This is a genomic window from Desulfomicrobium macestii (assembly GCF_014873765.1).
Taxonomy (GTDB): Bacteria; Desulfobacterota; Desulfovibrionia; order Desulfovibrionales; family Desulfomicrobiaceae; genus Desulfomicrobium; species Desulfomicrobium macestii.
On sequence record NZ_JADBGG010000005.1, the window covers coordinates 135,044 to 148,186 of the forward strand.

Below are 13,143 nucleotides of genomic sequence, written 5' to 3' on the forward strand. Positions count from 1 at the left end.
GCTGATGGCCGGGAGGGAGCCTCCCGGCCGTGTTCGCGCTTGTGTTACTTGGGAAAGTACAGCTCCGGCAAGTAGAGGGCGATCTGCGGAAAGGTGATGATGAGGCCGAGGCCGATCACCATCAGGGTGACGAAGGGTACGATGGAACCGTAGATGTCCACCAGGGTGACTTCCTTGGGAGCCATGGCCTTCATCAGGAAGAGGTTGTAGCCGAAGGGCGGCGTCATGTAGGCAATTTGGCAGGTCACCGTATAGAGCACCCCGTACCAGATGGGGTTGAATCCTAGAGCGATGATGAGCGGAATGTACAGCGGCGCGACGATGACCAGCATGGCCGTGTCGTCCAGAAACATGCCCATGATGATGTAGGAGACCTGCATCATGATCAGCACGCCCCAGGGGGACAGGCCCCATTTTTCCAGAAACAGGATCTCGATGGCGTGCACCGCGCCCAGCCCGTCGAAAACCGCTCCATAACAGAGGGCCGCAAGGATGATCCACATGAACATGCAACTCACGGACAGGGTCTTGTGCAGCGAGGCGTCGAGCACCGGACGGCTCAGCCGTCCCTTGGCCATGGCCGCGATCATGGCCGCGGCCGCGCCCACGGCGGAGCTTTCGACCAGACTGGTCACGCCCAGCATGAAAAGGCCGGTGACCATGAACACGATGGCTATGGGGACGATACCCGCACGCAAGAGCGCGATCTTCTCCCGGCGGGAAATGCTGGAACGCTCCTCGAAGGAAAGGGAGGGCCCGAGGGCCGGGTTGAGCTTGCAGCGGACCACGATGTAACCAATGAACAGCACCGCCAGCAAAAGCCCCGGAAACACTCCGGCCAGCCAGAGCTGGCTGACGGGCTGACGCGCGATCATACCGTAGAGGACCAGCACGATGCTCGGCGGCACCATGATCCCGAGCGAGCTTCCGGCCTGGATCACGCCGGTGATCATCTTCTTGTCGTAGCCGCGCTTGAGCATTTCCGGCAGGGCTATGCTCGTGCCGATGGCCATGCCCGCGACGGACAGCCCGTTCATGGCCGAAATGGCGACCATGAGCACCACAGTGCCGATGGCCAGGCCGCCGTTCAGGGGCCCCATCCAGACGTGGAACATCTTGTAGAGGTCGTTGGCGATGCCCGATTCGCTGAGCATGTAGCCCATGAAGATGAAAAGCGGCAGGGTCAGGAGCGGAAACCAGTTCAGGAGCACCATGCTCGCGTTGAAAGGCATCTCCGAGCCGCCGTCGCCCCACAGCAGGAGCGAAGCGGCCGCACCGACGAAACCCACCGCGCCGAAAACCCTCTGGCCGGTCAGAAGCAGCACCATGAGGGTCGTGCACATCAAAAGAGCGATCATTTCATAACTCATGGCATCACGTCTCCGTAGGTTTTGAGCATGTCCACGCCCATGAATTTGGAGATGTCCTTGATGAGACGCGACACGCATTGCAGAATCATGAGCACGATGCCCACGACCATGATGATCTTGATCGGCGAGAGCGGCGGAGCCCAGGCGGAATAGTTCTTCTGCCCGTACTCAAGGGAATAGGCGGTGCTCGATATGCCGCCGTAGAGCAGCATGCCGAGATAGAAGAGCAGGAAAAAAGACGTGAGCGCATCGATGATGGCCCGCGTCTTTGGCGACCAGGTGCTGTAGAGCACGTCCATGCGCACGTGCCCGCGCAGAATGACCGAATAGCCCCCACCAAGAAGGTAGTAGGCGGCCATGGTGAACTGCGCCATCTCCACGGCCCAGACCACGGGAGAGTTGAGCATGCTTCGTGAAAACGACGCATAAAGAAGAATGAACATCATCACGAACATCAGATACATGGCCACCTTGCCGACCAGACGGTTCAAGGCGTCCACGTATTTCGTATATGTCACCAATGCTTTGAACACAGGGCACCTCGCAAAGGATTATGGCTGATCCCAGAGCGGCGGCCTTTCAGGGCGCACCGGGGGAATCGGTCCCCGAATCCGGGGAGCGGGAAAGGCCCGGCTCCATCGGGAGCCGGGCAGGTTCATTTCCGATCTGCTGTCTTGTTTGCGGTGTTAGGCGTAACGGTAGGGCTTGCCCGCCTTTTTCATGGTCTCGGTGTAATCCTTGAGGATCTGGACAACCTTGGCGCAGCGGGGGCTGGTGGCCGCGATCTCGTCCCAGTACTTGATGGCTTCCGCCTCGACCTGGGCCCATTCCTCCTCGGGGATGGTGGTCAGCTCAAGCTTTCCGCCCTTGGTGCGGTAATGCGCCTCTCCCCACCAGTACCAATGCTGACGGTAGTAGTTGGAGCTGTCCATGGTGACCTTGAAGAGAGTCTTCAGATGCTCGGGAACCTGTTCCCACTTGTCGGAATTGGCGAAATAGGAACCGACCCAGGCACCGTTTATGTTATTGGTCAGATAGTATTTCGTCACATCGGCCCAGCCCACCGTGTAGTCCTCGGTGATGCCCGACCAGGCGATGCCGTCCAGCTCTCCGGTCTGCAGGGCCACTTCGACGTCTTCCCAGGGCAGGGTCACGGGCACCACGCCGAAACGCTGCATGAACTTGCCGCCGGTGGGAAAGGTGAAGACCCGCTTGCCCTTCAGGTCGGCAAGGGAGCGGATGGGCTGTTTGGTGGCGAAGTTGCACGGGTCCCAGGCGCCGGCGCCAAGCCAGGTCACGCCCTTGACTTCGCTGTAGGCCTCCTGCCAGATTTCGTTCAATCCGTAATGGTTGAAAAGGGTGGGCACATCGAGGGAGTAGCGCGTGGCGAAGGGAAAGTAGGCGGCGAAGACGGCCACATCGACGGGCGCGGCGATGGAGTCGTCGTCGCTCTGCACGGCGTCGATGGTTCCGCGCTGCATGGCCCTGAACAGTTCAGGCGTGGGCACGAGCTGGTCCGCGTTATAGAGTTCGATGACCATGTCGCCGCTTGCGATCTTGTTGAATGCGTCGATCTGCGGCTTGATGACATGCTCGGCCAGGGCAGGTCCGGCATAGGTCTGAAGACGCCAGCGGATAGGCGTTTTTTTGGACGCGTGCACAAAAGGCGCGTTGACCACGGTTGATGCCGCAGCGACCGTGGCTCCAAGGCCAGCCATTTTGACGAAATCTCTTCTTTTCATGAGTCCTGCTCCGTGTTGACCGTTTCTGTATAAAAACCAAAAATTATCGCTTTTTTGGCGTTCCATGAATGGCTTTCCATTCTCATGACGCTTGCGTCAGCGCATGTCCCTGCTGACAAACCTGAAAAAAGCAATAACTCGGCCAATACTTTTCAATTTTGAATTTAACTCATGATTACGATAAGTAATGACTTATTAATCTATCAAAAAACTCGTATTTCCAGAATAAATGTCGTATTTTTTGCCCAATTGAGTCACATTTCAAGATGTTATTTTACAAAATTGAATAAAATTGTCATACACGCTCTTTGCGCACCAACTCGGGACACCCGAAACTGGTTCGAGAGGAGCCGAAAACAAGCGCCAAAACATCCCTCCCCGCCCTTTGGAAAAAAATCCTTTCGGAATCGCACAACATTTTCACTTGTGACCAAAAATTATCCATTTTTGTAATTAATAATTTTCGGAATTGACCCGTACCGCCCACGAGTACCTGCGAAACCGATCGGTTCCGAGCGGCGGAGACCCTTTTTTCATGGACAAAAGTTGCGCCATTGGGCATCAGCCGTATGACACAAAGTCCGGTCTTTCACCTCTCGCGGACCGGGTGCGGACCGAACGCAAAGCGCACCGTGCCTGCCTGAATCCTCTGGCATGCATACTGCTAATACCGGTCTGGCCCTTCTCCACACAATCTTGAAACACGAGGACACAAATGAAACGTACCCTGTTCCTGGCCGTGCTCGGCCAGGCATTGTTCATGGGCACCACGGCCATGGCCGAAAAAATCAAGGTCGCGGGCATTTACACCCAGCCCATCCAGCAGAAATGGGACGCGACCCTGCACAAGGCTCTTTTAAACGCCGAAGCGGCCGGTGAAATCGAATATGTCTGGAGCGAAAAAGTCTCCAATACCGACTACATCCGTGTCCTGCGCGAATACTCCGAAGCCGGCGTGCAACTCATCGTCGGCGAGGCCTTCGGCATCTCCCGCGACGTGCGCAAGGTGGCCAAGGATTACCCGAACGTGGCCTATCTCATGGGTGACACCTTCGGTCCCGACGGCGCAAATCTGTCCGTCTTCGACAACTACATCCACGAGCCCTGCTACCTCATGGGCATGATCGCGGGTTCCATGAGCAAATCGGGCAAGATCGGCATGGTCGGCGGCTACCCCATCGGTGAAGTGAACCGCCTCTTTCACGCCTTCATGGCCGGTGCCAAGGCCGTCAATCCGGCCGTCCAGTTCAAGGTCTCCTTCATCGGCTCCTGGTACGATCCGCCAAAGGCCAAGGAATTTGCCTACGCCCAGGTCGAGTCCGGCGTGGACGTGCTCTACGCCGAACGCTCCGGAGTGGTCGATGCCGCCCGCGAAAAGGGCATCATCGCCTTCGGCAACGTCAATGACATGAACAAGGAAGAAAACGGCCAGGGCGTGGTCGTGACCTCCGCCCTGTGGCACATGGAAGCGGCCCTGAACCACGCCATCGAGCGGGTCAAGGCCGGAACCTTCGCCGCCGAGGATTATCGGGAATGGACCATGATGGCCAAGGGCGGAGCCTCCCTGGCGCCCCTCCACGACTTCGAGGACAAGGTCCCCGCCGGCGTCAAGGCGAAGATCGCCGAGACCGAAGCCGCCATCAAGGCCGGAACCCTGGTCATCGAAATCAACGACGACGAACCCAAATCCACCTTCTGATCCCAAGGGGGCCGAAACCGTTCGGCCCCTTTTTCCGGTCAATCATGTCCACCACATCCTTGCTGAAACTTTCCGGCATAACCAAGAATTTCGGTGCTCTCAAAGCCAACGACGACATCTCCCTGACCCTGGCCCAAGGCGAAATGCTGGCCCTGCTCGGAGAAAACGGCGCAGGCAAGACCACCCTCATGTCCATCCTCTTCGGACACTACGTGGCCGACACCGGCAGCGTGGAGGTGCAGGGCAAACCCCTGCCCCCGGGTTCGCCCCGGGCCGCGCTCGAAGCGGGCGTGGGCATGGTCCACCAGCACTTCACCCTGGCCGGGAACATGACCGTGCTCGAAAACATCATGCTCGGCACAGAATCCCTGTGGGGGCTGCGCCGGGGCTCGGCGCGCGCCCTGGCCAAGCTGGGATCGCTCATGGACCGCTTCAGACTGCACGTAAATCCGCACGCCTTGGTACGCGGCCTGTCCGTGGGCGAACGGCAACGGGTCGAAATCCTGAAGGTCATGTACCGGGACGCACGCATCCTCATCCTCGACGAACCCACTGCCGTGCTCACCCCGCAGGAAAGCGACCATCTCTTCGCCACCCTGCGCGGCCTCGTCGAGCAAGGGCTGAGCGTCATCTTCATCACCCACAAGCTGCGCGAAGTCATGGCCGCCAGCGACCGCTGCGTGGTGCTGCGTCATGGTCGCGTGGTGCTTGAGGCTCCCACCGGACAGACCTGCGCCGAGGAACTGGCCAAGGCCATGGTCGGAGCCAACATCCCGAAGGCCACACGCGGGAAGCTCACGCCCGGCGAGGAGGTCCTTTTTCTGGATCGCGTCCGCGCCGACGCCCCGGACCGGGGACCGGGCCTGTGCGATCTGTGCCTTTCCGTAAAGGCCCACGAAGTCCTCGGCATCGCGGGCGTCTCCGGGAACGGTCAGGCGCTGCTGGCGGACCTCTTGTCCGGCCTTGTCGCCCCGGCCGAGGGCAGCGTGGTACTGCGCGGACAGACCGTGAGCCGCCCAAGCCCGGCGACCATGATCCGCGCCGGCGTCGGCCGCGTGCCGGACGACCGCACCGGAACGGGCCTGGTGGCGGACATGACGGTCATGGAAAACCTGTCCACGGAGATCTACCGCCTGCCCGGTTTCTCCAGGCGCGGCATGCTCAACTTCAAGGCCCTGTCGTCCCGGGCCGCGCAACTCATGGACGTGTTCGACATTCGCTGCTCGGGCAAGGACGCCCCGGTGCGCAAACTTTCCGGCGGAAACATGCAAAAACTCATCCTGGCCCGGGTCCTGTCGCAGGGGCCCCACCTCATCCTGGCCAACCAGCCGACCTGGGGCCTTGATGTCGGGGCCACGGCCGCCGTGCACCAGCATCTTCTGGACGCCGCCCGGCGCGGGGCCGGAGTGGTCCTCATTTCCGAGGACCTGGACGAACTCTTCCAACTCTCCGACCGCATCCAGGTCATGTACCAGGGCCGTCTTTCCCCTCCGGAAAACACGGCCACCGTGGACCGGGCCAAGCTCGGACTCATGATGAGCGGCCAAACCTTCGACCACAGGGGGTTCGCATGAGATTCGAACCCCGCGAATCAGTAACCCTCGGCTGGCAAGTCGGCGCGCCGCTCCTGGCCGTGCTCGGTTCCATGCTGCTCTGCTCCGGACTCATCCTCTGGGCCGGAGCGGACCCCTTGAGCGCATGGCGGCTCCTCATCAAAGGGGCCATGGGTTCAACCTTCGCCCTGACCGAGACCCTGACCCGCGCCACCCCGCTCATCTTCACCGGCCTTGCCGCGGCCGTGGCCTTCAGGGCCAAGCTCTGGAACATCGGCGGCGAAGGCCAGTTCTATGTCGGGGCCTGCATGGCCACCTGGCTCGGAACGGGGATAATCACCCTGCCCGCCTGGCTCATGATCCCCTTTCTCTTCCTGTCCGGTGCCCTGGCCGGAGGCCTGTTCCTGCTCATCCCGACCTGGCTCAAGACGCACCTCAAGGCCGACGAGGTGGTCACCACCCTGCTCCTCAATTTCGTGGTCCTGCTGGTCGTCAACTGGCTGGTTTTCGGCCCCTGGAAAGACCCCATGGCCATGGGCTGGCCCCAGGCCGCCCCCGTCATCGACCAGGCCATGCTGCCCATCCTGATCCCCAAGTCGAGCCTGCACCTCGGATTCATCCTGGCCCTGGCCTGCGCCCTGGCGGTCTGGTGGATGATGCGCTTCACCATCTGGGGCTTCGAAATCCGGGCGGTCGGCGCAAGCCTCAAGGCCAGCACCTTCGCGGGTATGCCCGTGCAGGCCACCATCATCCGCACCGCGCTCCTGAGCGGCGGACTCGCCGCCATGGCCGGGGTCAGCGAACTGTGCGGCGTGAAGGGCTACCTGACCCTCGATCTGTCCCCGGGATTCGGCTACTCCGGCATCGTCGTGGCCATGCTGGCCGCCCTGCATCCCCTCGGAGTGGTGCTCTCGGCCATCTTCATCGCCGTCATCTACATCGGCGCCGATTCCATGAGCCGCGCCATCACCATCTCCAACTACATCGCGGACGTGACCACGGCAGTGAGCCTGCTCATGGTGCTCCTGGCCATGTTTCTGACCCGCTACCGCATCCGCTGGAAATAACATGGACATCCTCTCCCTTTTTCTCGAAACCGGATTCTGGCTGGCCACCGTGCGCATGGCCACCCCGCTCATCTTCGGCACCATGGGCGAACTCATCTGTGAACGGGCCGGAGTCCTGAACCTCGGCATCGAGGGCATCATGGCCGCCGGATGCATGTCCGGCTGGACCTGGGTCTTCCTGGGCGGAACCCTCTGGGGCGGCGTGCTCTTCGCCGCCATGGTCGGCGCATGCCTCGGCCTCCTGCACGCGGTCTTCACTGTGCATCTGGGCCTCTCCCAGCATGTCACCGGCCTCGGCATCACCATGCTCGGCGCGAGCTTAAGCTCCTTCGTCTTCCGCATGCTCCTGCCCCAGGTCACCACCCCGCCCAAGATCACCCCCTTCGCGCCGCTGGACATCCCGGTGCTCTCCGCCCTGCCCTTCATCGGCCCAGTCCTCTTCAGCCAGACCGCGCTGACGCTCCTGGCCTTCGTCCTGGTCGGCGTCACGGCCTACGTGCTGCTGCGCACACCGCTCGGCCTGGCCCTGCGCATGGTCGGCGAACACCCGCTGGCCGCCGAGGCGCAAGGCCTCTCGGTCCTGGGCCTGCGCACCGGCGCGGTCATGGTCGGCTCGGCCTTCATGGCCGTGGGCGGCGCATTCCTGACACTGGCTGCCTTCGACGCCTACTACATCGGCATGGTCAACGGCCGGGGCTGGATCTGCATCGCGCTGGTCGTCTTCTCCTCCTGGAAACCCGGCAAGGCGCTCCTCGGCGCGCTCCTCTTCGCCGCCTTCGACGCCATCCAGATGCGCGTGCAACAACAATCCATGACCGGCATCCCCTACCAGTTCTACCTGATGCTGCCCTACATCTGCTCCATCCTCGCCCTCATCGTCATGTCCCGCAAAGCCGCCTACCCGAAGGCTTTGCTGGTTCCCTTTCGCAAAGGTGAGAGATAGGTGAGGGAAGAAGAGACGCGGGGCGCCGCCCCACATCCCGCAAGGGACTCGTCCCTTGACCCGATTATGGGGTGCAGGGGATCATCCCCTGCCCGCCGGAGGCACTCTTAATACGAGGTGATTACAATGCTGGATCTGCTTATCATCAACGCCGCCCTGCCCGGTCAGGATTCGCTGACCGAGATCGGCTGCAAGGACGGCCGGATTGTTGCCGTCGAACCGAGCATCAAGGCCGAGGCTGCCGAGACCATTGACGCCAAGGGATATCTAGTCACCGCGCCTTTCGTGGACAGCCATTTTCACATGGACGCGACCCTGTCCGCGGGGCTGCCGCGCAGGAACGAGACCGGCACGCTGCTGGAAGGCATCCGCATCTGGGGCGAGCTCAAGCCCGATCTCACGGCCGAGGCGATCAAGGACCGGGCCATGAAGCTGCTGCATTGGTCCGTGGCCAAGGGAAACCTGGCCATCCGCACGCATGTGGACACCACGGACCCGAGCCTCATGGCCGTGGACGTGCTTTTGGAAGTACGCGAAGAGATGAAGGATTTCGTGGACATCCAGCTGGTGGCCTTTCCTCAGGACGGAGTGCTTCGTTCGCCGAACGGGTTGGAACTGCTGGAACGGGCGCTGGACAAGGGCGTGGATGTCGTGGGCGGCATCCCGCATTTCGAGCGGACCATGGACCAGGGGCGGGAGTCGGTACGGGTGCTGTGCGAGCTGGCCGCAAAACGGGGGCTCATGGTGGACATGCACTGCGACGAGTCCGACGATCCGCTCTCAAGGCATGTGGAGAGCCTGGCCCATGAGACCCAACGGCTGGGACTGCACGGCCGGGTCACGGGATCGCATCTGACGAGCATGCATTCCATGGACAATTATTACGTGTCGAAGCTGATGCCGCTCATGGCCGAAGCGCGGATGCACTGCGTGTGCAACCCGCTGGTGAACATGAATCTGCAGGGCCGACACGACACGTATCCCAAGAGGCGGGGGCTCATGCGCGTGCCGGAGCTGATGGCCATGGGCATCAACGTGGCCTTCGGCCACGACGACGTCATGGATCCGTGGTATCCCATGGGCACCCACGACATGCTCGAAGTGGCGCACATGGGGGCGCACGCCCTGCACATGACCGGAACGGAAGGGCTTGAAAAGATGTTCGCGGCGGTGACCACGAACGGGGCCAAGGTTCTGGGGCTGAACGGTTACGGACTTGAGCCCGGCTGCAAGGCGGACATGGTCATCCTGCAGGCGGCAAGCGAACTCGAAGCGCTGCGCCTGCGTCCGGCGCGGCTGTGGGTCATTCGCCGGGGCAAGGTCATAAGCCGGACCCCGGAAGTGGTGGCGAGCGTGGACCTGGGCAAGGGCGAAGAACTGGTGGACTTCACATAAAAGGGGGATGGCCTTGGCGTCCTTCACCGAGGCCCTTCATCCGTCAATTCTTCGAGCCACTGCCCGCTGATGCGCAGATGTACCACATGGTGCCCATGCGCGTGCCCTTCCAGCTCGAAAGAGCGGGACGATGCATCATGGCGACCATCAATGGCCAGATTGCCCGCCTTGAACATGCCCAGATCCGGCGGAGCCTGTGGATTCCATTTGCGCACGACCAGATTCCCGCGCACGGCCCCATCCAGCACTGTCAACCGCCCCTGCCAGACATAACCCGGCCCGCCGCCGTTCACGAATCCCTGCCTGACGACCGCCACGCCTTCTTCGGACTTGTCGTATGCCTCAAGGCGCAGCCAGTACATCCCATCCTGCATCATAAACCTCCCTTGTTTTTCCGGCAGGCATATGCCGGCCGGCAGGACCTTGCATTGTGCCGCATGGTTGCCGCAAAAGCAAACCGGCGAGAAATTCACCCGATCCCGAACTTGACACCCGCCGCCAACCGTCTCATGCCGTTCCCTCGACCATGCGCCCGGCCCCATGAGACGCGGCGTCCGGTCATCTTCACGGCAATGAACAACCATCCACGCCTGACGGCGCATCGGGACATACGCCCATGAACACCCCGCAAAACCGGCCCATGTATCTCTTCCTCATCGGGCTTGCCGTTCTGAGCGCCCTCGGCTTCCAGGGCTGGCGCACGCTTTTCAACAACTACGCCGTGGAAATCGCGCAGGTGACCGGCCAGCAGATGGGCGTCATCCAGGGCCTGCGCGAGGTACCGGGCTTCCTGGCCCTGCTCGTGATCTACCTGCTGCTCTTCGTGCGCGAGCATCGCCTGGCGGCGCTCTCGCTCATGGTCATGGGCCTGGGCGTGATCATGACCGGCCTCATGCCCACCTACACCGGTCTGGTCGTGGCCACCCTGGTCATGTCCTTCGGCTTCCACTACTATGAAACCCTGAACCAGTCCCTGACCCTGCAGTACTTCGACATCACCCAGAGTCCCGTGGTCATGGGCAGACTGCGCGCCGTGGGATCGGCCGCGAACATCGTCATCGGGCTCATCTTCCTGCTGGTCGTGAATCATGTCACCTACCAGACCCTGTACGTGACCCTGGGCATCTTCATCATGGGGGGCGCCGCGTTCTTCCTGCTCGTCAATCCCACTCGCAAGGATCTCCCGCTGCAGCGCAAAAACATGGTCCTGCGCTCGCGCTACTGGCTCTTCTACGTCCTGACCTTCCTGTCCGGGGCCAGGCGGCAGATCTTCGTGGCCTTCGCCGTGTTCCTGATGGTCAAGAAGTTCGGATACACAGTCTCGGAAGTGGCCATGCTTTTCATGCTCAACAACGCCGTGAACTACTTCCTGAGCCCCATGATCGGCCGCGCCGTGAACCGCTTCGGGGAGCGCAGGGTGCTGACCCTGGAGTACGCCAGCCTGTTCTTCGTCTTCCTCGGCTACGCCTTCACCGACAGCAAACTCATGGTGGCCGTCCTCTACATCCTCGATCACATCTTCTACAATTTCGCCATGGCCATCCGCTCCTTCTTCCAGAAAATCGCCGACCCGCGCGACATCGCGCCGAGCATGGCCGTGGGCTTCACCATCAACCACATCGTGGCCGTCGTCATCCCCATCGCCGGAGGCCTGCTCTGGATGGTGGACTACCGCATCCCCTTCGTGGGCGGCGCGGTACTGAGCCTCGTTTCCCTGGCCTTCGTGCAGTGCATCCGCACGGAGAAGGGGTGAGCCCGGCATGAAAAACCAAACACCCCCGAACTCCCTGCAGGGAATCCTCTTCGCCCTCGGCGCGACCGTCATCTGGTCCGGCAACTTCATCGTGGCCCGCAGCCTGAACCAGAGCGTCGAGCCCGCCACCCTCTCCTTTTTGCGCTGGAGCACGGCCTTTCTGGGCCTGCTGCCGTTCGCCTGCCGCGCGGCATGGTCACAGCGCGCGGCCATCAAGCAGAGCATGCCGGCCATGATTCCCATGGCGCTCCTCGGCGTCACGACCTTCAATGCCCTGCTCTACAAGGCGGCCCACACCACCTCGGCCCTGAATCTTTCGCTCATCGCCACCTCCACACCGGTGTTCATCATTCTCCTGGCCCGCATCTTTCTGCGCGAAAGCCTGACCGTCCGAAAAATGACCGGCCTGACCGTTGCGCTGGCAGGGGTCGTGTTGCTCATTACCGGTGGCGACCCAAAGCGCCTGACCAGCCTGGAATTTTCCATCGGGGATCTGTGGATGAGCCTGGCCGCCGTGATCTTTGCAGCCTACAGCATTCTGGTGCGCCGTTTCCCGGGCGGCCTGAGCCAGTCCGTGTTTCTGCTGACGCTTTTCGGCACGGGCATCATTTTCCTGATCCCCTGGGCAGGATGGGAGATCTTCACTCATGGACTCCCGTCGGTCACCCTCGGCGCGGCAGGCGCCATCCTCTACGTTGGCCTCGGCGCGTCGCTGGCCGCCTACGCCATGTGGAACAGCGCCGTGACCTCCATCGGCCCGTCCCTGGCCGGGCTCATCTACTATACCCTGCCGCTTTTCAGCGGAGTCTCGGCCTTTGTGCTGCTTGGCGAACCCATGGGCCTTATCCATCTGGCCAGCGCCGGCTGCATCCTCGGCGGCATTCTGCTGGCCACGCGCGGATAAAGATTCTAGGGTCTCTCCCGGTATTGCCTTTCCTCGACACCGGTTCTAAAGACGGCTCGTCCCGGCATCCGGCCGGGAACCAAACGAACAACCGCGCCTCGCGGCGCAGATGGATACAGCCATGATCACCCTTTTCATCAGTTTGAGCATGAAACTCTTTTTCCTGCTCACCCCCTTTTTCGTCCTAACCGTGTTCCTGTCCATGACCGAGCACATGACCAAGGCCGAGCAGCGCAAGGTGGCCATCCGCACCACCATGGCCGTCATGGTCATCAGCCTCATCCTCTACTTCGCGGGCAACCCCATATTCTCGACCCTGGGCATCACCCTGGACGGATTCCGCATCGGCGCGGGGAGCCTGCTCTTCCTCTCGGCCGTGTCTCTTGTCTCGGGCAAGCGTTCCGCCCAGGAGGCGGCTCCCGACGTGGATTTCGCCGTGGTGCCCCTGGCCATCCCCATCACCGTGGGCCCGGCAACCATCGGTACCCTGCTCATCCTCGGTGCGGAGTTGGGCGGTGCCGCGGAACAGGCCGTGGGCGCAGGGGCGCTGGTCTGTTCCTGCCTGGCCGTGGGAGTGTTGCTGCGTTCGGCCAGGCCCCTGAAAAAGCTGCTTGGCTCCGTGGGCCTGTCCGTCATGACCAAGATCACGGGGCTGGTCCTCTCGGCCATGGCCGCGCAGATTGTCTTCACGGGGATCAGAAACTTCCTTCAGTAGGT

The 13,143-nt window shown here is 61.7% G+C and carries 12 protein-coding genes; 8 read left to right on the forward strand and 4 right to left on the reverse strand.

Annotated elements, in window-relative coordinates; translation table 11 throughout:
* Positions 1-44: 44 nt before the first annotated feature.
* From H4684_RS05110 to H4684_RS05120, 3 genes are all read right to left on the reverse strand, one after another.
* Positions 45-1,370, reverse strand: a complete 1,326-nt coding sequence (locus H4684_RS05110) for a TRAP transporter large permease (RefSeq protein ID WP_092190317.1) — start codon at positions 1,368-1,370, stop codon at positions 45-47.
* Positions 1,367-1,903, reverse strand: a complete 537-nt coding sequence (locus H4684_RS05115) for a TRAP transporter small permease subunit (protein ID WP_092190315.1) — start codon at positions 1,901-1,903, stop codon at positions 1,367-1,369. Before H4684_RS05115 ends, H4684_RS05110 begins: the two co-directional genes overlap by 4 nt.
* 153 nt (positions 1,904-2,056) lie before the next feature.
* A complete protein-coding gene (locus H4684_RS05120) occupies positions 2,057-3,112 on the reverse strand; it encodes a TRAP transporter substrate-binding protein (RefSeq protein ID WP_192623048.1) in 1,056 nt (351 codons plus the stop codon).
* Positions 3,113-3,827: 715 nt separating this feature from the next.
* On the opposite strand from H4684_RS05120, the gene H4684_RS05125 reads away from it, so the two are divergent.
* From H4684_RS05125 to H4684_RS05145, 5 genes are all read left to right on the forward strand, one after another.
* Positions 3,828-4,811: a BMP family protein gene (locus H4684_RS05125; protein ID WP_192623049.1), complete on the forward strand. Its 984-nt coding sequence runs from the start codon at positions 3,828-3,830 to the stop codon at positions 4,809-4,811.
* A gap of 44 nt (positions 4,812-4,855) precedes the next feature.
* Complete coding sequence (locus H4684_RS05130) at positions 4,856-6,385, forward strand: ABC transporter ATP-binding protein (protein WP_192623050.1); 1,530 nt, start codon at positions 4,856-4,858, stop codon at positions 6,383-6,385.
* Positions 6,382-7,431 (forward strand): ABC transporter permease, encoded by a 1,050-nt coding sequence (locus tag H4684_RS05135; protein ID WP_092190307.1) that lies wholly within the window; start codon positions 6,382-6,384, stop codon positions 7,429-7,431. Before H4684_RS05130 ends, H4684_RS05135 begins: the two co-directional genes overlap by 4 nt.
* A 1-nt stretch (position 7,432) precedes the next feature.
* A complete protein-coding gene (locus tag H4684_RS05140; protein ID WP_192623051.1) occupies positions 7,433-8,374 on the forward strand; it encodes an ABC transporter permease in 942 nt (313 codons plus the stop codon).
* Positions 8,375-8,500: 126 nt separating this feature from the next.
* Positions 8,501-9,769: an amidohydrolase family protein gene (locus H4684_RS05145; RefSeq protein WP_192623052.1), complete on the forward strand. Its 1,269-nt coding sequence runs from the start codon at positions 8,501-8,503 to the stop codon at positions 9,767-9,769.
* 23 nt (positions 9,770-9,792) lie between these two features.
* Here the strand turns inward: H4684_RS05145 and H4684_RS05150 are convergent, their stop codons facing one another.
* On the reverse strand, positions 9,793-10,146 hold the full coding sequence (locus H4684_RS05150) for a GrlR family regulatory protein (RefSeq protein ID WP_192623053.1): 354 nt from the start codon (positions 10,144-10,146) through the stop codon (positions 9,793-9,795).
* Positions 10,147-10,385: 239 nt separating this feature from the next.
* On the opposite strand from H4684_RS05150, the gene H4684_RS05155 reads away from it, so the two are divergent.
* From H4684_RS05155 to H4684_RS05165, 3 genes are all read left to right on the forward strand, one after another.
* Positions 10,386-11,522, forward strand: a complete 1,137-nt coding sequence (locus tag H4684_RS05155; protein WP_192623054.1) for an MFS transporter — start codon at positions 10,386-10,388, stop codon at positions 11,520-11,522.
* Positions 11,523-11,529: 7 nt separating this feature from the next.
* Complete coding sequence (locus H4684_RS05160) at positions 11,530-12,426, forward strand: DMT family transporter (RefSeq protein WP_192623055.1); 897 nt, start codon at positions 11,530-11,532, stop codon at positions 12,424-12,426.
* A 121-nt stretch (positions 12,427-12,547) separates the two neighbouring features.
* Positions 12,548-13,141, forward strand: a complete 594-nt coding sequence (locus H4684_RS05165; protein ID WP_092190289.1) for a MarC family protein — start codon at positions 12,548-12,550, stop codon at positions 13,139-13,141.
* Positions 13,142-13,143: the final 2 nt, after the last annotated feature.

Excerpts from the sequence above, each read along its gene's own strand:
- H4684_RS05110 (WP_092190317.1), bottom strand. The coding sequence starts at position 1,370 with ATGAGTTATGAAATGATCGCTCTTTTGATGTGCACGACCCTCATGGTG.
- H4684_RS05140 (WP_192623051.1), top strand. The coding sequence starts at position 7,433 with ATGGACATCCTCTCCCTTTTTCTCGAAACCGGATTCTGGCTGGCCACC.
- H4684_RS05135 (WP_092190307.1), top strand. The coding sequence starts at position 6,382 with ATGAGATTCGAACCCCGCGAATCAGTAACCCTCGGCTGGCAAGTCGGC.
- H4684_RS05155 (WP_192623054.1), top strand. The coding sequence starts at position 10,386 with ATGAACACCCCGCAAAACCGGCCCATGTATCTCTTCCTCATCGGGCTT.
- H4684_RS05120 (WP_192623048.1), bottom strand. The coding sequence starts at position 3,112 with ATGAAAAGAAGAGATTTCGTCAAAATGGCTGGCCTTGGAGCCACGGTC.
- H4684_RS05145 (WP_192623052.1), top strand. The coding sequence starts at position 8,501 with ATGCTGGATCTGCTTATCATCAACGCCGCCCTGCCCGGTCAGGATTCG.
- H4684_RS05160 (WP_192623055.1), top strand. The coding sequence starts at position 11,530 with ATGAAAAACCAAACACCCCCGAACTCCCTGCAGGGAATCCTCTTCGCC.
- H4684_RS05125 (WP_192623049.1), top strand. The coding sequence starts at position 3,828 with ATGAAACGTACCCTGTTCCTGGCCGTGCTCGGCCAGGCATTGTTCATG.
- H4684_RS05130 (WP_192623050.1), top strand. The coding sequence starts at position 4,856 with ATGTCCACCACATCCTTGCTGAAACTTTCCGGCATAACCAAGAATTTC.
- H4684_RS05165 (WP_092190289.1), top strand. The coding sequence starts at position 12,548 with ATGATCACCCTTTTCATCAGTTTGAGCATGAAACTCTTTTTCCTGCTC.
- H4684_RS05150 (WP_192623053.1), bottom strand. The coding sequence starts at position 10,146 with ATGATGCAGGATGGGATGTACTGGCTGCGCCTTGAGGCATACGACAAG.